Annotated in this window: 17 protein-coding genes; 9 read left to right on the forward strand and 8 right to left on the reverse strand. The window is 56.5% G+C overall.

Annotation, left to right across the window (positions count from 1 at the left end):
* Positions 1–1,230 precede the first annotated feature (1,230 nt).
* The 9 genes from U5A67_RS25250 (at position 1,231) to U5A67_RS25290 (ending at position 8,347) form a co-directional block, all read left to right on the forward strand.
* Positions 1,231–2,001 carry a hypothetical protein gene (locus U5A67_RS25250; RefSeq protein WP_321816730.1) on the forward strand — a complete coding sequence of 257 codons (771 nt, stop codon included), beginning with the start codon at positions 1,231–1,233 and terminating at the stop codon, positions 1,999–2,001.
* A 2-nt stretch (positions 2,002–2,003) separates the two neighbouring features.
* Complete coding sequence (locus tag U5A67_RS25255; RefSeq protein ID WP_321816729.1) at positions 2,004–2,717, forward strand: hypothetical protein; 714 nt, start codon at positions 2,004–2,006, stop codon at positions 2,715–2,717.
* Between the two features lie 283 nt (positions 2,718–3,000).
* Positions 3,001–4,035, forward strand: a complete 1,035-nt coding sequence (locus U5A67_RS25260) for a hypothetical protein (protein WP_321816728.1) — start codon at positions 3,001–3,003, stop codon at positions 4,033–4,035.
* A 23-nt stretch (positions 4,036–4,058) separates the two neighbouring features.
* Positions 4,059–4,367, forward strand: coding sequence for a hypothetical protein (locus tag U5A67_RS25265; RefSeq protein WP_321816727.1), 309 nt, complete (start codon positions 4,059–4,061; stop codon positions 4,365–4,367).
* Between the two features lie 31 nt (positions 4,368–4,398).
* On the forward strand, positions 4,399–4,971 hold the full coding sequence (locus U5A67_RS25270) for a FlhC family transcriptional regulator (protein WP_321816726.1): 573 nt from the start codon (positions 4,399–4,401) through the stop codon (positions 4,969–4,971).
* An 18-nt stretch (positions 4,972–4,989) separates the two neighbouring features.
* Entirely contained in the window at positions 4,990–5,277 is a 288-nt protein-coding gene (locus tag U5A67_RS25275) for a hypothetical protein (RefSeq protein WP_321816725.1), read from the forward strand.
* A 98-nt stretch (positions 5,278–5,375) separates the two neighbouring features.
* The gene (locus U5A67_RS25280; protein WP_321816724.1) at positions 5,376–5,762 is read left to right on the forward strand and encodes a hypothetical protein; all 387 of its coding nucleotides are present in this window, start codon (positions 5,376–5,378) and stop codon (positions 5,760–5,762) included.
* A 226-nt stretch (positions 5,763–5,988) separates the two neighbouring features.
* Positions 5,989–6,438, forward strand: a complete 450-nt coding sequence (locus tag U5A67_RS25285; protein WP_321816723.1) for a lytic transglycosylase domain-containing protein — start codon at positions 5,989–5,991, stop codon at positions 6,436–6,438.
* A gap of 844 nt (positions 6,439–7,282) precedes the next feature.
* Positions 7,283–8,347, forward strand: coding sequence for an acyltransferase (locus U5A67_RS25290; protein WP_321816722.1), 1,065 nt, complete (start codon positions 7,283–7,285; stop codon positions 8,345–8,347).
* A 142-nt stretch (positions 8,348–8,489) separates the two neighbouring features.
* Here U5A67_RS25290 and pilV (U5A67_RS25295) read toward each other — a convergent pair whose 3' ends face one another.
* The 8 genes from pilV (U5A67_RS25295) to pilO2 form a co-directional block, all read right to left on the reverse strand.
* Positions 8,490–9,635 (reverse strand): shufflon system plasmid conjugative transfer pilus tip adhesin PilV, encoded by a 1,146-nt coding sequence (pilV, locus tag U5A67_RS25295; protein ID WP_321816721.1) that lies wholly within the window; start codon positions 9,633–9,635, stop codon positions 8,490–8,492.
* 892 nt (positions 9,636–10,527) lie between these two features.
* On the reverse strand, positions 10,528–11,724 hold the full coding sequence (locus tag U5A67_RS25300) for an acyltransferase (RefSeq protein ID WP_321816720.1): 1,197 nt from the start codon (positions 11,722–11,724) through the stop codon (positions 10,528–10,530).
* 160 nt (positions 11,725–11,884) lie between these two features.
* Complete coding sequence (gene pilV, locus U5A67_RS25305; protein ID WP_321816719.1) at positions 11,885–13,033, reverse strand: shufflon system plasmid conjugative transfer pilus tip adhesin PilV; 1,149 nt, start codon at positions 13,031–13,033, stop codon at positions 11,885–11,887.
* Between the two features lie 595 nt (positions 13,034–13,628).
* Positions 13,629–14,591: an ATPase, T2SS/T4P/T4SS family gene (locus U5A67_RS25310; RefSeq protein WP_321816718.1), complete on the reverse strand. Its 963-nt coding sequence runs from the start codon at positions 14,589–14,591 to the stop codon at positions 13,629–13,631.
* Positions 14,592–14,594: 3 nt separating this feature from the next.
* Entirely contained in the window at positions 14,595–15,095 is a 501-nt protein-coding gene (locus U5A67_RS25315; protein WP_321816717.1) for a type 4 pilus major pilin, read from the reverse strand.
* Between the two features lie 34 nt (positions 15,096–15,129).
* Positions 15,130–16,200 carry a type II secretion system F family protein gene (locus tag U5A67_RS25320; RefSeq protein WP_321816716.1) on the reverse strand — a complete coding sequence of 357 codons (1,071 nt, stop codon included), beginning with the start codon at positions 16,198–16,200 and terminating at the stop codon, positions 15,130–15,132.
* Positions 16,200–18,041: an ATPase, T2SS/T4P/T4SS family gene (locus tag U5A67_RS25325; protein WP_321816715.1), complete on the reverse strand. Its 1,842-nt coding sequence runs from the start codon at positions 18,039–18,041 to the stop codon at positions 16,200–16,202. Before U5A67_RS25325 ends, U5A67_RS25320 begins: the two co-directional genes overlap by 1 nt.
* Positions 18,038–19,384, reverse strand: coding sequence for a type 4b pilus protein PilO2 (gene pilO2, locus U5A67_RS25330; protein WP_321816714.1), 1,347 nt, complete (start codon positions 19,382–19,384; stop codon positions 18,038–18,040). The genes U5A67_RS25325 and pilO2 overlap by 4 nt, the downstream gene beginning before the upstream one ends.
* Between the last annotated feature and the right edge of the window lies 1 nt (position 19,385).

Here is a 19,385-nt window from a genome sequence, read left to right on the forward strand (position 1 = left end):
CCTTCCCCACCTAAGCAACGGTCTGTGGCGGAGCCGCCCTGTCGGCCGTAGTAGCGCAAGTCGAGCGCAGTGACAGGACGTCCCGCCCGCTGGAAAAACAACTGAAGCAACGATACGCAAGAGGCCAGCAACGATAGGCGACAGCAACGCAACGCTACGCAACAGCACGCAACGCGACGCAACAACAAACGCAACACTACGCAACAGTACGCAACGCGACGCAACAACAAACGCAACGCGACGCAACAGTACGCAACGCGACGCAACAACAAACGCAACGCTACGCAACAGTACGCAACGCGACGCAACAGCTGACGCAACGCGACGCAACAGTACGCAACGCGACGCAACAGCTGACGCAACGCGACGCAACAGTACGCAACGCGACGCAACAGCTGACGCAACGCTACGCAACAGTACGCAACGCGACGCAACAGCGGGGGCAACACTCGAGCAGCGAGCGCTACAACGCTAATGAATGCTGCTTTGGAGCATTTTTCGTGCTCTAGCCCATGCCGCCAGCGTGAGACCATGTGCGACTTGCAAAACCAAGGTCTAAGATGTTGTGACGTCGATCGACGAATTCCTTGCCGTGGCTCGCAAGAAGCGGCGCCGCGGTAGGCTCGATGAGCATTCGGATGAGATAGTCGCGCTTCGGAGCGCAGGTGCGAGCTATGGCGAAATCGTCGAATTTCTGAGTGCTAAATACTCGGTCAGCGTGAGCCGATCCACGATACTCCGACATCTGGATGCCCTTCCTGCAAACCAATCAGCTTCGCGCGACGTCGCCACACCTTCAATAGCCGCGCCTCGCGATCCACTATCCGACGTCGACGGGAAGCGGGCGCCGCCTCCGCCGTCATCGGGTTTTGCGGAACAGCGCGTGGAAGGTGTGGCTACAGGCGCGCGAAATTCGAACCGTCACGACCTCAACGCGCCTCCTGTAATTCCCGATGCTTCGCCGCGATCCGAGATGCCGATGCGACCTGAGGTCGAGTCGGCAACTACGCCCCCTGTCTCAGCTTTACCTACTCCAGCTCGTGGTCGCGAAAATCGACCTCCGATCGATCGAGATTCCAGAGAAGTGGTTGAGAGGGACGCCGGATCCGAAGACGATCTCGTTACGAGATACAGATTCGGCGGCGCAGAGCACAAAGCCCTCATGGCAGCCTACCGAGCCAGAAAACGCCAGTCAGAAGACTGAGCTACCAACCCCCTAAGGAAAAACCAATGGCACTGAAAATTCTCGTAATTCATTCCACCAGCTTAGTTGGCAAAAGCACGACAGTCGCTTCCCTGCTGCACCCCCGCCTCCGAAACCCGCGGATTTTCTCAGTGGAAAAGCAGAACCAGGACGCGAGCCGATATGGAATCGAGGTAGTTCGCTATAACGGCCCGGACTTTAGGACTCTCTTTGACGACATCGTCGCGTACCCGAGCGACCTGATCGTCGACGTTGGCGCGTCGCAGTACTCTGGCGTAATCAAAGAGTTCGCGCGGCTGGCCGGTTCGATCGACGATTTTGATATCGTCCTCGTTCCAACCACCCCAGATGGCCGGGTCCAGGAGGAGACACTCGGGACGATCGATACGCTCCGCAAGGTCGGCATGAACCTGGAAAAACTCCGCGTGCTATTTAACCGCGCAACCATCGACGACCCCTCGCAGCTCGACGAGCAGTTCGAGCCCGTAATTGCATATCTTCAAGAACACCTCGGTCTTTCCTTTTACAAGGACCTTATCCTGTACGAAAACCCGATCCACTCGGAACTCCGGGCCGAGGGTCTTTCGTTCGAAGAAGTCGCACGCGACACTACCAACTACCGCGAAAAAGTAACCGAGGCGGTGCGCAAGTCGCCCAGGAGCGCCGAAACACAAGCGCTGATTCGCATGCTCGGCCTCCAGCGGGCAGTGAACAGCGCGAGGATCGCTTTTGACGAAGCGTTCCAGGCCCTCCGCTTGCCGGTCGTAACACACCCCTCGGTTGCGATCGAGGAGTGAACATGTTGCGTGGTGGTCCGCGGGGCGCGATGGAAGCGCTTTACGAATTGCAGGTCGAGGAGGCGAGCGCACTTCGCGCCGAAGCACAGTCGCTGATCGCTGAGATCCGCAGCGTACACACCCACATCCTGGAGGTGGTTAAGATACGCAGCACGGAAGATCAACGCATCGAGCAACTTTCCGCCGAACTCCGCGCCCATCACGTTCAGTACCAGGATCTAGCGAGGGAGCGGATTCGCGCTGACCGCGAGTTCCTGCAGTCTGATAACGAGCGGAAGGCAATGCTGCTCACGCTCACTGAACAGGTCGAGAAGGCGGATTCGATCCCTGCGCGAATGCAGGAGATACTCAACGCAGCCGATGTTACGCAGATCCACAAGAAACTCGCTGACGCACTCGAACTCGACATATGGGCCAGCCTCGCGCGTCATTCAGAGGACGAGTTCCGCCGACTAGCCGAGTTGGCGGCGCGAGTGGAACAAAGTGTCCACTCGGCGGTAGCGCAGCTACGGGACGCAAATGCCGGCAAACCGGCGGTCCCGCCCATCCTCACCACCGGTCCTGTCAAAGACCGGATTCTCAGCTTCTTTCGCCACCACTACGCACGCGTACTGCGTCTGAGCACAGACCTTCGCGATCTCGTCTTCGTGTTGGCGTGTACGTGCGTCTCGATAGCGGCCCTCTCAGTCGCAGCGCTGCAATTCTATCGTTCTTAATCTGGGACAAATGAAGGCACCCGAGACCGCCTTCAGACCGAAGATAGCACGGCGAAACTCATAAGCCACTGATTTAAAGTGGATTATAGATTCCACATTTGCCCATTTGACGTTTTTTTCGACAAAACGTGAATCGGCCACATCGCTAAGTCTTGCCAAAAACAGACAATCTGGAACTTTTTTTCTCGCCTGGGGGGTGAAAGAACAGAGGCTCGTGCCGTATCTCTACATGTGGGCTCAAATCTTCGAGCCCGGTCATTTTGGCTACTGAGAGGAAAAGCACATGTCATCGCTGGCTGCGCACGCAACAAACACCCGCCTCCCCACCATGCCCCCTGGTCTTTCACAGGAAGATCAACAGGAGCTCGCGGGACTGGCCATCACCCTGCGGATCCACTTTGAGAGCCTGAACCAAACGGTTGTCCAGATCGCGTGGATCACCTTTCGCATGGCCCAGCTTATCGGTGATCAAGGAGCCCAGGAATTTTTCTGTGAGGTCTGCGGGCGAGCTGCATCGACGTTTCGTCACTATCGCTACATAGGGAAAGTGGTGAATCGCTTCCTTCATCCAGACGGGCATATTCCGCCGCACATCACCCGCCTGCCGCTCAACGCCTTCAAGCTCATCGACGACAGCGACGATGTCCGCTTGGCGCAGGTAATCGATGAGGAGGCGCAGAAAGGGCCACTGAGCCTTAGCCAGGTGAAGCAGATCGTCGAACAGGCTACCGCAGAGCTTAGAACCGAGCTTGAGGAGGCAAATGCTCAGATCGGCGAACTGACCGCAACGACAGCTGAAGCTCAGGCCAATGCGCAGGACGCAGAGAAGGCCCTTTCGGTAGCACAAGCAAAGCATGACGCGGTGGTCGTCGAGCTGCGGTCACACGAAAGGCAAGTCACGGACGTCGCTGCCGACCGAGACGCGATTCTCAAGGATCTCAGAGAGGCACAGCAAGAGATCGATCGACTACGCCTGAGCGAGAAGGAAGTCTCCATTGTCGAAACACCGGTCGAAGTTCTGCCCAAGGATGTTGAGAGTCTTGAGCACGCGCGCCGCGAACTTGCGGAAGTGACAGCGCGACGGGATCGTTTGAACCTCGAACTCGTGGAAATTGATCAAAAGATCTCACAGGCACGAGACGCCGCAGACGCACTCGACCAACTCGAGAAAGGTGCTGCCGACCTCCTTTCTGCGTTCCCTGCCGCGGCGGTTCTGGCGATGAGAGCGTCAAACACCACTATCGGCGCGCGAGTTGACCAGCTTGCCGATCAGCTTCGAGCGTTGGCTGACGCTCTTTCGTCGAGCCACGCTGCCTGATCACTCGTGCCACAGGAAACCCAATGTCCCGAAAAACCGAAATCGACCTCTTTCTCCCACCGCTTGCTCGGCTCGCCATCGCCGAAGCCAACATGAAGATACTTGAGTGCTACCGCAGCTTGAAGGGCCACGATGACCCAGCCGCGGCCCTTATGTTCGGCCTGTCCGACAAGCAGTATGAAATTGTGCGCAACCTCAGTCATTCCGACATCAGGTGGGCCGCCAACAACGGGCTCCCCCTTTGGCAGTCACGCTTCGATCTCGTGTCGCTCAACGACAAGCCTGAGCTCGATCGAGACCGCGTCATCACGGAACTTCTCAAAACATTCTAACGATCCCGCGCCGTCTCACAGGAGTAAAAACATGATCGCTAACGGAAACGCACCCACTCTGAACGAGCGTATTGCACGTGTCCTTATCGCTGCGGGTACACGTAGACCGGTGGTCCGGAGTATCAGCCGGGTGCCGGAGCCGCTTATCGACCAAATGTACACCGAAGAACTCGGTCGCCAATCCACGTCAGGCCAACTGCCATCAAGCCTCGAATGGTTTACAAAAAGCCATCGAATCCAGATACACGGTGCGTTTGTGCTGCTAGCGTACCGCCGCATCACCCAGTCCCTTCGCGGACCGGCGTTCGATGGCCTCCTCCCGCGCCAGAAAAAGGAAGTCGCTTTTACGCGCACCCTGACCTACTACCAGGAGATCTGCGGGGGCGCTGATAAGACGGTAGTTAGCTCACAGCGGCTGTATACGTTGCTCGGGACTTTTGGCGACGCTCGACAGATCAGCGAACGCGGTAACGAGGCGGCCGAGATCAAGCTGCACTTTTGTGCAAGCTGCAAGGTACCGCTCATCATCCCTCGCGACTACCTGGAATACCATTGCGGCGAGTGCAAACCTAACGCGCGCCGCGGCCAGAGACATCCTTCATAACCAACGGAAGGCCAGCCGATGCAATACTTGTTGACCGCATCCCGAAAGGTTCGACGCGAACTCGCGCTGTTGCTACCGAACTGGAGCTGGAAAATTGACGGGGTTTTGAGCGCAGCTATCCTCATCACGCTCATTCTTGATCGTACGCCAATCAAGAAACTGCCGATCTCATTGTGGATAAACGTCGCCGCGATTTTCTGCGCTGGTTTGCTCTTGCATCGCTACCGGCGCCACTCGATCAACAACATCGATGGAGCCCGGCGTTTCTCCAACCGGTTTCGCTTCCCACGGCGACAAGGGGATTAGCTTCCTCGCAGTTTGCATTGTGTCTCGCTAGCAGTAACCTCTAAGCACAAACCATGAACGCACAACAGTACGATGTGCAACTACGCAAGGAGCGCTAGATGAGCACGAAGAAGCCATATTCGGACGACCCGACATACAAGGAGATCACGGAGACGCCCAAGCCGACAAAAATGTGGCTTCCATTCCTCGACAACGGAAGACGTTCGACGGCTGAGCTAATCGTCGCAAATGCAGCTGCATGGTTTGGCCTGCTTCTCATCGCCGCAATGTGCGTCATGATCTATTGTCTCGCCCTTTTTTGTTTGAACGGTGCGCGTGATTATATTAGTGAACTCCTTCCCGGCTGCGCCAACGCCGCAGCAGTAGTCAGCATCGCCTTAAAAGTTCTGGTGACCGTTGCAGTTGCGTTCTTAATGAAGTTTCTCTGGGACTGTACGCCTTACTTCCTCTCCAAGCTCCGCGAAGAGGAAGACGACATTTTCTAAGACCGAATCTGTGCTAGAGCCACCCACGGTAGCTCTAGCACACGCAGGCCGCTGCTGACCGAAAGACATGGGCCAGCGCAATTCGCCCACCAACCCGTGAGTGATGTGAACTCCGCCAAGCGAGAATTCGCTTCATTCAAATAGCGGCCACAATCTTGCCGCTTTTAGACCGAGGCACTTCTTTACACCGCCGACAATTACCGGACCCTATACCCCGGTAATCTGCATGAACATCCCCGTGCTCCTCATCCGATCGTTCGCACTGTTGCTCCTCTTGCCAGCGGGCGCAGCATTTGCCGACTGTTTCGACGACGCCGCGAGTTTCCACCACGTTAATCCGACGATTCTGAGAGCTATAGCCATCGTGGAGAGCGGCGGCCGGCCAAACGTCACCAATGTCAACAGCAATGGCTCGGTCGACTATGGAATGATGCAGATCAACTCAATTCATCTTCCCGAACTCGCAAAATTCGGCATCAGTAAAAGCGACCTATATGACGGCTGCAAGAGCGTTTATCTGGGGGCGTGGATTCTTGAGCAGTCCATTCAGAAGTATGGAAACACCTGGGATGCGATCGGAAGCTACAACTCAGCAACCCCAGTTTACCGAGACCGTTACGCAGCAAAGGTGAAAAATGTAGTGCAGTATCTCATATCACACGGCTATGCCAACTAAGCCTCATCGTGTTGGGTGCGATTGACATAGATAGTCGAATCGACCGAATAGCTGGATATCCGTCGGATGACAATCGGTCCAGTGATTTTCTCGACGATCACTCAAAACTTTCAAGATCGTGCTCGTCTGTAGTTTGATTCCGTTGCTTCCCGCAGTTACTGTCCAGAATGACAATCACGACGGATGCCCTAACGATCCCGAAGCACCTTCGACGCAGGTCGTCCGCTTAACTCTGGCTCAAGCCGCTCTAAACATGGAATTTTGACGAATTACTCTGCACTCGCGCCTACAGATCTCCGCAGCAAGCTCGGGAGCTCGCAGCGCAGCAGCTCCACTACTGCTCGCCTGAGGCTTGCCCCCCAACATATAAACTTACCGCCAGATAAACCAGTCGAAAGGATTTGGAACATCCACTCCGTTAAGGAGCCTTTCAGTAACCGTGCGAATCTCTACAAAGGCGACGCTGCAAGTGCACCTTCACCGTATGGATGAAAATTCCCGGCTCAATACTTTGTTATGGCATAACGAAACGGAATTTCTCTCATAGAGAATTTTCTCGTATCTCGCGGCTTCGCATTAAGATTACCTTGCAAATTCCTTAGTCTTCGAGTTTCCCCTCGAGGCTTCTCCCGTGTATTCAACGGGCTAAGCGAGCGACGGATACATAACCACGGAAAAAACGGTGATCTTGGAAACCGATGAGGAGGGGTAAAATGGCGGCTACGCCCGTGCACACGACATAGCTTGCAAAACGAAGCAAGTCGCCGAAAATTAGAGGACTGCGCATAGCAGGAACGGCTCGAGCCCGAAACGCTAGCATGCTGAGCCCATAAATAGGAAACATATGAAGTCGGATAGGTTTGAATCGATACAGGTGCTTCGCGCCCTCGCAGCACTAGCCGTGGTCGCCTTCCACACAGTCGGGAACGTCGGAAGTTATGGGTGGTCCGCCCGCCTTCTTCCACGGTTCGCCAGTTACGGCGAACTCGGTGTGGATGTGTTCTTCGTGATCTCAGGATTTGTAATCGCGCTCGTAAGCAAAGGTGACAGGGGCGGCGTCGGTGCCGCGAGGCAATTCCTAGTCGCCCGGATCACACGCGTCGTACCGCTATATTGGCTAATGACCGCCATTTTCGCTGTGCTACTTGTCGTTGTTCCGTCGGCGTTTGGACATGCACGATTGGCTCCGTGGCACTTGATCACATCGTTCATTTTTTTTCCATCTATCAACTGGGCGGGAATCGTCGCCCCTGTCCTCAATGTAGGATGGACGCTCAACTACGAAGCATGGTTCTATCTGGTATTTAGCTTAGCGCTTTGCTTCACTAGCCGCCCTCTAATTTTCGTTGGTATCGCGCTCGCATCTACGTCACTTTTGCGACTTTCACACCCGACCGGAGTGGCTTTTAGCTTCTATACAAACTCTATTGTTCTGGAGTTTCTTTTCGGGGCATTCGTCGGGACATACTATGCAGCCGGAAAAAAGATACCAGCAACCGGTGCAGGGATCGCTCTGCTAATAGCAATCGCGTGCAAGTTTGCTTATTCCCCGACACTGACTGAGGAAAACCGTATCCTAGTCTTTGGCATACCTGCGCTAACGATTCTCATCGTCGCCTTGGCACTCGAAGCTCGTCTGCGTGGCGCAAGACTCATCGGGAAGCTTGGCGATGCGTCTTATTCGCTATATTTGACGCACGTTCTTTCTGTACCGCTTGCGTTAAAATTGATTCAGATAATTGATCGACAACATCACGTCCCCGGCGATCTCGTCGCCATCGCAGTGATTTCACTCGCTGTTTGCGTCGCACTTGGGTGTTATCACCTCGTCGAAAGGCCGATGACGCGGTTTGTTCGTACTCGGCATAGCGTTCGACCCGTTGGGAAGGGCGCAGAGCAAGCGCTATAAGTACGAACGTATGATTTAGCTGCAGATCGAGGCGCCTCGGCGTGTGGCGTCTCATCCAGCACTGACTCGAAGGCAATCGCTAACATACAGCATGCGATCGGAACTCGGAACGAGTGTGTATCAGCGACAGCTAGTATCTTTCTCAACTGTAACAGCCTGCTAGTACTTGTGCGTCTTTCACGGTCACATACCAGGTTCGCACTCCCGCTCCACCATCGCTATACATATTCCATCCAGCGTTTGGGTCACTGTTGTCCGGTTCTGAGCCAATGATAGAGCAGAAAGTATAGGAACCTATTGTAAAGGTCTCCCATGAGGAGTCTGTATTAGTAAACCAGCCGACCTGCTGCATGGCTTGTTGCATTGTATCGCCATGCCAAACTCCCGACTTACAAAATAATGGCTGAGTTCCATCGGTGCCGATGGCACCATTAACCGAACAGCTACTACCCAATGTCGCACTACCGTCGGCGAGCAAGTATTCTCCGGACGTAATGCGCCCTGACGACTTAATGGTACTACTACCATTGATCGCGCCAGTCGCTGTGACCGTCCCGCCTACAGTCACGTCTCCACTCGCATCGACCGTCTCGGTGTTCAGAGCATCGACGTCATTGATGTCGTGCTTTGTACCGCTTGTATCTTCCAGCGAGAGGTCTGTCTGCATCGCGTTGAGCTGCGATTCTCCGGTGACCTCTACGCGATACAAATAGTTCGTATTGGTGGAGGAACTGGTGAAGGCCAGCAGCGAAGCGAGATGTCCGCTTCCTGGGTTCGTGAACGTGGTCATCGCCTGCTTCCAGCCACCGTAAGCACCACGCGCATAGCTCGTGGTCATCGTCGAGTCGCCGCCCTGATTGGCGTAAGGGATAAATCCGCCTTCTGCACCGACCTGCGACGCGATCTTTACGAGTTGCAGCTGATCGGAGATTGCAGTACCGCCCGTCGAGACAACCATCGTCTCCAGCTCACCACTTGAGGGCTGCAATATCTGCGCTTCCCATGTCTGGCCGTATGCGTTGGTACTGGAAAAACCCGACGGCAGATAGCCCGTATTGATCAACATCGCCGTCGTGATGGTTGTCGGGGATGACGATGTAACCAGCCCCGCCAGGGTAGCTGCATAGTCCTGCACGTACTGTTCTACAGCCTTGTTGAACAGCACGTTTTGGCGCGCGACCGCGGCGGCCAAGATGTTCTTGGTTCCAGTATCGGACCATTTGATAAAGGTGCCCACGCTCATCAGCGAAAGCAGGATGGCCATCGCGTAGCCCAGTAGCGCGTCCATATGAAACTCCTCAGGGGTTAATCTCTATCTCGCCCGGAAGGCTCTGACGCTATCGAGTGCTGCAAACTCGCCATCGAATGATGGACAGACACGTGCACCAGAACCGTTCTCAAACGCGCAAAGCCACGTTTTGTGACGCGACGCTTACAAAGTGATAAGGAGTTTGCCCCGGAGTCTGCGCTCGTCCAAGACGAATGCCAACCGCATTGCGGCGCCTTTCGCTCGGAGATCTCTGATCACATCTCAGCACTGACCTACACGCGAGACATCCAGAGATGGGCTTCGCCCCTCTTTCACGGGCACGTCAACCTGAGGGCAAACAGAGCAGAATGAGTAGGCGTTTGAAAGCCGTGTTCAAACGGAATACAGAGCGACCGGCACCGCGTGGTCAGCAAATTCGCGGGCGGCAGTAAAGCTGCGTCCGTTCGACGCCAGTTAGCCCATTGGGCGTTTCGTGGACGGCGCACACCGCATGCTTTAGGCGTCGTGGCTATGCGGATCGTGAATAGAAATAAGACAAATTGCGTGCCGATCGGCCAAGGCCGTGAGCCACTGACTAGCTCTGCTTCTGGACAAGCAGGAAGCGCCTGGAAACTGACACAGCATAAACTTCGACGGCCGCTGCATTGTCGCCTACTCCGCTCCGGGAAAGGCGACCGTCTCACCAGCCAATCACCGGGGACGCACCAGCACGTCTGGAACATCACACGCAGGCAAATTCACCAATCACCAGATCCAGCGCGCGCGATTGCTTTGTCGACCAGCCGCGATGGGGCCGGCCGGGCATATTGAACGACTCAAGATGCCTACCCTATCCAATCTACTTGGTATTGCGCCTACGAATGAAGATGGTGAAAAAGACCAGCGATCGACGGACCGGGATCCACGGTAATCATCGCGATGCGTTAAAAGCCCCGAACACTCTCTCAGCACGCCTGCTAAATTTGCGACCGGCGGAACGTCCCATCGCTATACCGGGCCTCTCAAGTTTGACAAAAACTACCGCAGAAACTACGCTCAACATTACAGCACTTCCGACAGTGGCAAACCAGAAATTAGTTTCAGTTCTCGTAATAAACGACCTACCAGCGTCGGTGTCCCACACAATGCTGAAGATCAGCCCTTGCAACAGGTAAATCGCAAAACTCGTGTGACCGAGGCGGACAGCCGCAGTCGACGAAAATGCGCCAAACAACGTCGCCCCTTGAGAAATTAAGACGAAGAATACGAAGAGGATACCCGCTTGAATTGACGAAAACGGCGCTGGGTGAAGCCAAATTAGAAACACTAACAACAATGCCGCGGCTAAGGAACCAGCCCGGTCGTTGATCGTTTCGGTTGGCCATACTTTCCGAATAGACGCAGCTACCATTCCCGCAGCAAACAACGAGACATACGACCAGTTGTTGCCCTGCTGCCCCACCTCTGAAAGGTAAAGACTCGCGACGAGGAGCGCTGTTGCGGTCGGAAGATGTGAGCGTCGGCGGGCGAAGATGGAGGCCGGCAGTAGCGCAAAGTAGAACCGCCACTCGTACTTTAACGTCCATACGACACCGGCCAGTATGATCCAGGTGTTCTCATAGCCATTCAAATCATGGCCGATCAGCAGACCCAGCCCGAACCAATGAACCACACCGACGGCAAAAGCTCGCATCGATTCATGGAGAACAAATCCTGTGCGCAACATAACTACGGCAAGCATTAAACTTACCGCCAGGAAATATACCGGCGCAATTCGGAAAACCCGACCGATGTACAGCTGAGACCATATTAGTTTGCCGCCAGATTTCACGAGCTTTCCCCAAAATAGAAAGCCCGTCACCATGAAGAAGAGACTGACTGCTACCGATCCTAACTGAGAGAAGAGCGGATCCGCCGGTAGCGTCCATGTCCCCGTGGCCAACCACTGCCTTGCCACGGCAGCGTGTTGAACCATGACGCTTAACGCGAGATAACCGCGCATTCCATCAATCGCGACACTACGGTCTCCGCCGTGACCAGGATCATCCAGAAATGCCCATGTGGATGCTGTGAACAACACGCTGACGACTGCCAGCAAGATCAGATAGAGCGCGAGCGAAAAGAGCAAACCAACCCCGTATAGTTACGCGAACTGTGATCGTTCGTCGCCCGCAGTATACCGTGCTCGCTAAAAATCCCATGTTAATTAAAAACGCCTGTTCTCGCTATATGCACTTTGGGTTCAACAATCTCCCATGGGGAGCTCACACCCGAGTGAAATTCCCGCACTATGACTTGACACAGGTGTACTCGTAGTGCAAGGAAATGGTCGCCACTATCGTCGATGTGTAGCCGCTTGGACAGCCTTGTTCACCTGGAATGTAACCCTCGCAAGCTGAGACGTGTGCCCATCCCTGTGCAGAGTCCCCGTTGTTGTCGTAGTCTGCCCAGCCACACGTTGTCCCAGTTGGAACAGCGCCAATTTCAACCCATTCCCCGTTTTGACAGAAAAGCGGTTGAGTTCCATCGCTTCCCATCGCGGCATCAATTGAGCAACTTGCCCCAACGGTGGCGCTACCGTTTGCGAGTACGTACTCCCCTGAGGTGATTCTTCCGGACGATGTAATCGTACTGCCGGAAGTTATCGAGCTGGAGGCAGTTAGCGTACTCGAAGTAGAGATTGCGCCAGTAGCGGTGATCTTGCCGCCTGCAGTCATATTGCCACTTGCGTCGACCGTCTCGGTGTTCAGAGCATCGACGTCATTGATGTCGTGCTTTGTACCGCTTGTATCTTCCAGCGAGAGATCTGTCTGCATCGCGTTGAGCTGCGATTCTCCGGTGACCGCTACGCGATACAGATAATTCGTATTGGTGGAGGAACTGGTGAAGGCCAGCAGCGAAGCGAGATGTCCGCTTCCTGGGTTCGTGAACGTGGTCATCGCCTGCTTCCAGCCACCGTAAGCACCACGCGCATAGCTCGTGGTCATCGTCGAGTCACCGCCCTGATTGGCGTAAGGGATAAATCCGCCTTCCGCACCGACCTGCGACGCGATCTTTACGAGTTGCAGCTGATCGGAGATTGCAGTACCGCCCGTCGAGACAACCATCGTCTCCAGCTCACCACTTGAGGGCTGCAATATCTGCGCTTCCCATGTCTGGCCGTATGCGTTGGTACTGGAAAAACCCGACGGCAGATAGCCCGTATTGATCAACATCGCCGTCGTGATGGTTGTCGGGGATGACGATGTAACCAGCCCCGCCAGGGTAGCTGCATAGTCCTGCACGTACTGTTCTACAGCCTTGTTGAACAGCACGTTTTGGCGTGCGACCGCGGCGGCCAAGATGTTCTTGGTTCCAGTATCGGACCATTTGATAAAAGTGCCCACGCTCATCAGCGAAAGCAGGATGGCCATCGCGTAGCCCAGTAGCGCGTCCATATGAAACTCCTCAGGGGTTAATCTCTATCTCGCCCGGAGGCTCCCGATCGATATCAGCAAACGTGATGCCGAAGCGCGAGCTCGCGTGTTCTGAGAAGCGAGCGCTTTTTGGCCACCGGCCGTCAAGGGTTAATCACCACCCAGTCAAGCAAATCTCCAGATGGGATCGAAGAGGAAACCGAGTAAGTCGTCCCGGTCGAAAGGTTGACAGCGCTACCTGTGCTACGAACGGCGTACCAAGAGAGGTCGCCCGACGTGTCCAAGCGTATTTTCCCTGCAGCCCCCGGCACCGACGGCACATATGCGAACACGTTAAGGCCACTGCTCGCAGTAGTCGTCATGCAACCGGCGTTCGTCGGCGCGACAACGCCAACTGGCAACGTCACAGTAATTGCACTGCTCACCGTGTTGCCGAGTTCGGACGCTGCCTCGACGCACGCCGACGCATAAACCTCCGCAGACGCGGCGCGCGCAACCGCAGCGGACTCCAAGGCGCCAACCGCGCCCGCACCGGTAACTGTTTGCGACCAGAAGGCAGTCTGGGCTATCAGGCCACAAAAAAAGAGTAGCACTACCATTGGTAGTAGTGCGGGCATCAAAGCCTCCTGCTATTAGCGGGCGCTGTGTTCAACAAGGTCCGCTGGCGCTCGAGTTCTGACGATAAAAGCGAAAAATCCCCCTTACGTAGATTCGTACGTATAGCGGTCTCGTTAACGACCCCCGAGACGATCAAAGGCGATGCGGTGATGACATACCGTTCTCCACCTTGAAACTCCATGATCCGCATACTCTGATGGATCACAGCGCAAAGCGAATCCGCGAGGAGCCCCATATCGAGCCCTGCCTCCCTGACCATATTCTTCATGCGCTCCAATGCGGTAGGCACGTCTTTCGCGTGAAGTGTCGCAGACACGAGATGGCCACTGCTTCCCGCAAGCGCAGCTTGTGCCGCGGCGCTTCGGGTCAATATCTCACCGAGCATGATCATGCTCGGATTTGCACGCATTAATCGAAGTATTGCTGGTCCATATTCATCATCGGAGCGTATTTCCGTCTGGTAGCAGGTCCCTACCGTGGAGCCGACACCGTGGCGCCCCTGCATGCGAATCTCAACCGGATTTTCGACCGTGCACGCGGTTCCACCATACATCGTGAGGCGCTTGAGGATCCACGACGCCTGACTCATCGATTTCCCCTCTCCGGTTGCGCCAGTCCATAGGACCAGGCCCCCGGACCCGAATCGATCTGATAAAAGTGCCTTCACCAGTTCCGGCTGAAATCCAAGACTCTCGAACTCGATCGGCTCTTGCAACAACCTGCGACAAACGTAGACGTCACCGTCCAACGTATCCAGCCGCTGGACACGCAGCCCTACACCGTCCCACTCGGTCCGAAAATCGAGTCCCGTCCTGTGCCCTTGCAGATGCCTTCGGAGTTCGTTGATAACATCGATCCACGGGCCATCGAGAACACGACGCTCGCGTTCGGCAGCGCTGCGCTTGAACCACACACCATCTGGTTCAAGATAGAGATCAGAAAAGCGAAGATCGCGTAGCATCGGTTACTGGAACGTAAGCGTAATTGTCAGGTCCGACTCACACGCGGACTCTGCGGTCGTCGCATCTGGCTGGTTGGTTTCGGTAAATGTCGTACCGCCCACCTCGAGGCTCACGTAGTCCTTGAGACCAGTAACGACAGTAACGCACTGTTTCACCGTCTCCGAACCGCCGCCGCCAAACGCGACAACTCCTTCTGTGTCGCTGTCCGCGCTCGAGAGCGTTACGGAATTGCCCCAGGCGTCGTAGATTGCACTGCTACGTACCATGTCAGAGGGAAACACACCGGCTGACGACAGCGCACTCTCATTGGCGCTAGTGAAGTTCGTGTAGCCGTTGTTATTCTGGCTAAAAAGTCCTCGCGCATTTGCCACTACCATCGTGATGTCCGACACCACGGTGCTCGCCTTGCTACTTGAAAACGCGCCCGTTGCTGCTAGTGCGACCGCAGCGAGTGCGATAAGACCCAACACGACCGCCATTGCGCGGCCAAGAATACCTTCCATGCTCTGCTCCTTCTAACTAAACCGTAGTCGCGGGTTAACGGCCTGCGCCAACCGACGCGTTGATAAGTGACGAGATTTCGTTGCTGCCCAGCTGCAGCACAAGAAACGCGAAATACATCAGTCCGCCAAAGAGGCCTGAGACGAACATTCCGCGAAAAACCAATTTCCGCTCAAGGGTCTTCGCATACTCACGGGCCACCGTTTCGATCTTTTCCGAAAAGTCCGGATAGTCGATGTAAGCGCCAATTTCGTCGACGAGGTCTTCCGAGGGAAAACCGTTTCGCGATGAACGCATGGCTTCGTCCATCCGCTCACCGTCACGCAGGCCCACCCGGATCGGCCTGAGCCGCGAGGCCAGCCACGGGGAAGCGTTGGCGATCTGGCCTTCGAGCGCGTCCGTGTTCGTCACGCCAGCGCGTACCAGCGCGCAGTACGAAATCAACCACACGAAGCCATTTATTTCGCGATACACGATGAACGGCAAAACCCAACGGTCGCAGAAGATTCGTCCTCTTCCCGTCCATCGGGGCAGTGCCATCCAGACACCGGCGCCGATACCGGCAACGACTGCAAGGGCTACCGGCCCATACCACCCGGTCGCAAAGCTACCGAGCGCATTGAGTACTGCAGCCCACCCGGTCCAATGGGAAGTTGGGACAGCCAACGCCAGTTGTGGAATCACGCTGTGACCAAGCGTGAACAACACCATCCAGAACGCAACCAGATAAGTGAGCGGACTGAACAACGTCGACTGAAGCTTGCGTCGAATGCTAGTCGTCATCGAGCGGACGTCAAGAACCAGACGCATGGCGCCGGGAAGGTTTGAAACATGCTCACCGGCAGCCAGTACGCCGCGCTCAAGGTTTGTCAGACTCTCGCGCATAGCCTCGGTAAAGGTCTCACCGTTGATCATCCTGAGTTGGGTCTGCTCAACCGTGCGCGCAGACTTCCGCCGCTTTTGCCGGATAAGCGTTTTTCGAAAGCCGCTCAGAACTTCGGTGATACCAAGTCCGTTCGCCAACTGGCTCGAAGCCTGTTCGTAGAAGCGCTGGCGCACGGTCCATGGCAGACGATAGACCTTGAAGTTGGAGATTGTCTTTGCCATTAGCTAAAGTTGTGATGTTCCGCAGATTCGAGGCGATGCACGTGGCGATGCACGTCGAGTGGCGAGAACTGCCCACTCAGCACCCTCTCCATAGCATTAGCGAGGAGCGAACGATCCGAGCCCGGGCGGGCGCGGTGCCGGCGTCGGGCCTCAACGAAGCCCAACTTGACAAGCCCTTCCATCAGCTCTTCGTCGGACAGGACGATCTCTGCGACAGCCTCCCGATCGGTGACGCCGGTATCTCCACACTCCTTGCACCCAGGACCACGCAAATGAATCCCGCTGGTATCACCCCACGTGCTTAAGGCGCGCAACATGTATTCCGGAAGACTTTCGCGCGATTCATCGAGCGGCCGGCGGCAGGCTTTGCAAAGCACCGGAACGATCCGCTGCGCCACCATCGCTACGATCAATTCGTGGTCGCAGGTCTTCGACATAGCGAGCCGCTCCTCATCAAGACCTGCAAGACGAGGCATAACGCGGAACGCATCCATCACGTGCAGCGTCGACCATACAAAGTGGCCTGTCTCTGCCGCCTGAAGACAGGCCACCGCCTCGTCAGCCTTGCGGATCTCAGCCAACTGGATAATGTCTGGGTCCATACGCAGCGTCATCCGGACCATCTCGCGAAAGTCCTTGCCGTTCGCGTCGAGCGTAATTGCCCATGGCAGCGGATACTCTGGCGGGTCTTCGATCGTGATCTGACGTGCCTCAGGAAAGAGCTGCGCTTGATAGCGCATCAGCTGATATAGCGTCGTCGTCTTGCCGCTCCCCGTTGGCCCCGTCGCCAGCACGACTCCAGACGGTAGCCGCACAAGTTGCTCGCACAGATCGTGCTGCAACGGTGTGTAGCCCCGAACTTTGAACTGTCCAGTGGGGGGCTTAGGTGTGCGCAGCGTAAGTACGCGACCGACCTCACGCGGAGCATCCCCGTTTGCGGGTTCCTGTCCATATTGCAGTCGTGCGATTAGAAAGCTGCAGCTCTCTGTCGGATAGTGCGGTCCCCGGATGATCCGGATGCTCTCAAGGCTCGTTCTCGGGAAGGTACTCCCGTGAATCTGGGCATCCTGGAACTCCCGCGGGTTATATGTTGCATCCTTGACCGTGGCGAGGCCGGTGTAAATCGCACGCGCAAGCGCCTCCCCCTCTTCCGGTCGGCGGGTGTATTCGTTCACAACCCGATAGTCGCCCTTGACCCGTACCTGCACTTCGGCATGGGTTTCCCGTACCAGCAGCACGAAGTCGGTCGCTCCGAGCGCGATTGCCTCAGTGAACATTCTTCGTGCCTCCATGAGCGTGGCGAGGCCGTTCTCATCCTCGACGGACTGGACACGTTGCGCGATTCGAAGCGCCTCGAGTTCGTCGGCCGAAAGACGGTGTACCTCTGGCCGAACACCAAACCGGCGCAGATCTGCGATCCATGTCAGGAAGGCGGCGGTCGCTGCGTGGCGGACGTCGACATGGACATCCATTCGCTGCGCCTGCCTGACCAAGTCGAGTTCGGTCTCGTCCAGTAGACCCGTCTGCTCTGCGAGCTCTTCGACACTGCGGCCCGTTCGTCCCTGCTCTTCGAGCAACACCTGCAGCTGCGCAGGCGTGACCACTCCCATGTCAATGGCGACCCGCCCGAACGGCCGCGCAGAAACTGAGTGATAGACAACATAAGGGCCAAGCCCCTCAGGAAGGGAAGGAAGACGCTCGGCGTTTTGAGCAGTGGGATCCCCTGTGGCGCGGAGGGTGCGTTGCCCACCTGCTGGCGACGCGGCCGCAGCTGGCCGATCTTCGTCGCCGGCTAGCTGCGCCGTGACGCGAGACACACTACGCGTGAAGAAATTCGTCACGATTTGACCTTTTTTGAAATCCCGTGGGGGTGACGTTGCGCCGCCCCGCCAGAGGGCGCCACTGCGTCCATATGCACAGCAGTATTGAGTGTGTAGAGCTCGAGCGTAGCCTTCCAATGCGAGCTGTCGGACGCTGCTGCACCCCCGCCCTTTATAGGGCCGCTCGTCGAGCCGGCGCCCCAACTGACGGACTTGAGGCGTACCCCAGGCAGGCTATCAAGGTCGCCACTCCAGCCACCCCACGGAGGAACATCGAACGTCACCGTCGCGATGCTTCGAGACCAAGCGGATTGAGCCGGCAATGCAGACTTCGCACCGGGAGCATCATTGACTTCGCGTTGCCCCTGGATATTGAGTGGGACGTCATAGCGCTGGGCGAAGACCCAGAGCGCACGCCGCGCGTCACTTTCAGCCTGAGCGTAAGACGAGCCAGCCGCGAACACGCGAGGCACATGCGACGACAAGCGAGCGAGCTTCGCATCGCCAGCAAGTTGGCCCGGGGCGTCGGCGGCGAGGCCCCCCACCCAATCTGTCGAAATTGTGATCCCGCCGTGCAAACCGGCTCCGGGCTCGCAATCCCACTGATTCAAGGTCCAGCTTCCGTGCGCCAGATGCTGTCGCGCCCACGCCTCACCACACACAGTCGCAACTTCTGAAGCGCGAGCTTCACGCGTCCATGGCAACACATTTGCTTCTGCATCGTGCCGGGCCTGAAGCGCGTCGAGAATGGCGAGTTGGCGCGCATGCTCAGCTTTTAATCGCTGTACCTCTCGCTGGTGATGCCAGACAAAACCAGCCAGACAAAGGCCCAGCGCAGTACACGCCAAGCCCCCCGCATAGGCGGCGGTGAGCCACGGCTTACGCTGCAGGTCGCGAAGGAGAACGTTGCTCGAGGAGGCCTCGACCATGGCCGCGAGCGTAGCGACGTCCCCCTCAAAGGAACCCCACTCGCCCAACGCCATATGTCGTTCACGCAGGCTCAGCATCTCGTTCAGCGTGCCGCATGCGTCACCGTCAGGAATGATCTCACCTCCCCGACTCACAGCAATAAGCCAATGCTGGTCTTCGCCCAAGTCAAATAACCCGATCCAGGGCGAGGGGCGATGCGCAGCAATGACTGCAGCAAGCACGCGCAGAGCTGAAGGTTTGCGCACGTCTTCCGGCAATTCGCAGAATCCGACCTGCACGGCGTCAGACGCGGTATGCCATACGGCACCCCAACGCCCGTTCAACCTTGAACGCGACGCGAGTTCGCTCGCGCGAGGCACCTCATCTTCGTGGCGCCACGACAGGCCCACGACGAAGCTGCCCTTTATTCCGGGAAGGGAAAGAATTTCCGCCACG

The organism is Paraburkholderia sp. J69-1, from assembly GCF_905220255.1.
Taxonomy (GTDB): Bacteria; Pseudomonadota; Gammaproteobacteria; order Burkholderiales; family Burkholderiaceae; genus Paraburkholderia.

Coding starts and splice junctions, on each gene's coding strand:
- U5A67_RS25260 (WP_321816728.1), top strand. CDS start 3,001: ATGTCATCGCTGGCTGCGCACGCAACAAACACCCGCCTCCCCACCATG.
- U5A67_RS25250 (WP_321816730.1), top strand. CDS start 1,231: ATGGCACTGAAAATTCTCGTAATTCATTCCACCAGCTTAGTTGGCAAA.
- U5A67_RS25290 (WP_321816722.1), top strand. CDS start 7,283: ATGAAGTCGGATAGGTTTGAATCGATACAGGTGCTTCGCGCCCTCGCA.
- U5A67_RS25275 (WP_321816725.1), top strand. CDS start 4,990: ATGCAATACTTGTTGACCGCATCCCGAAAGGTTCGACGCGAACTCGCG.
- U5A67_RS25280 (WP_321816724.1), top strand. CDS start 5,376: ATGAGCACGAAGAAGCCATATTCGGACGACCCGACATACAAGGAGATC.
- U5A67_RS25285 (WP_321816723.1), top strand. CDS start 5,989: ATGAACATCCCCGTGCTCCTCATCCGATCGTTCGCACTGTTGCTCCTC.
- U5A67_RS25265 (WP_321816727.1), top strand. CDS start 4,059: ATGTCCCGAAAAACCGAAATCGACCTCTTTCTCCCACCGCTTGCTCGG.
- U5A67_RS25310 (WP_321816718.1), bottom strand. CDS start 14,591: ATGCTACGCGATCTTCGCTTTTCTGATCTCTATCTTGAACCAGATGGT.
- U5A67_RS25270 (WP_321816726.1), top strand. CDS start 4,399: ATGATCGCTAACGGAAACGCACCCACTCTGAACGAGCGTATTGCACGT.
- U5A67_RS25255 (WP_321816729.1), top strand. CDS start 2,004: ATGTTGCGTGGTGGTCCGCGGGGCGCGATGGAAGCGCTTTACGAATTG.
- U5A67_RS25315 (WP_321816717.1), bottom strand. CDS start 15,095: ATGGAAGGTATTCTTGGCCGCGCAATGGCGGTCGTGTTGGGTCTTATC.
- U5A67_RS25320 (WP_321816716.1), bottom strand. CDS start 16,200: ATGGCAAAGACAATCTCCAACTTCAAGGTCTATCGTCTGCCATGGACC.
- pilV (WP_321816721.1), bottom strand. CDS start 9,635: ATGGACGCGCTACTGGGCTACGCGATGGCCATCCTGCTTTCGCTGATG.
- pilV (WP_321816719.1), bottom strand. CDS start 13,033: ATGGACGCGCTACTGGGCTACGCGATGGCCATCCTGCTTTCGCTGATG.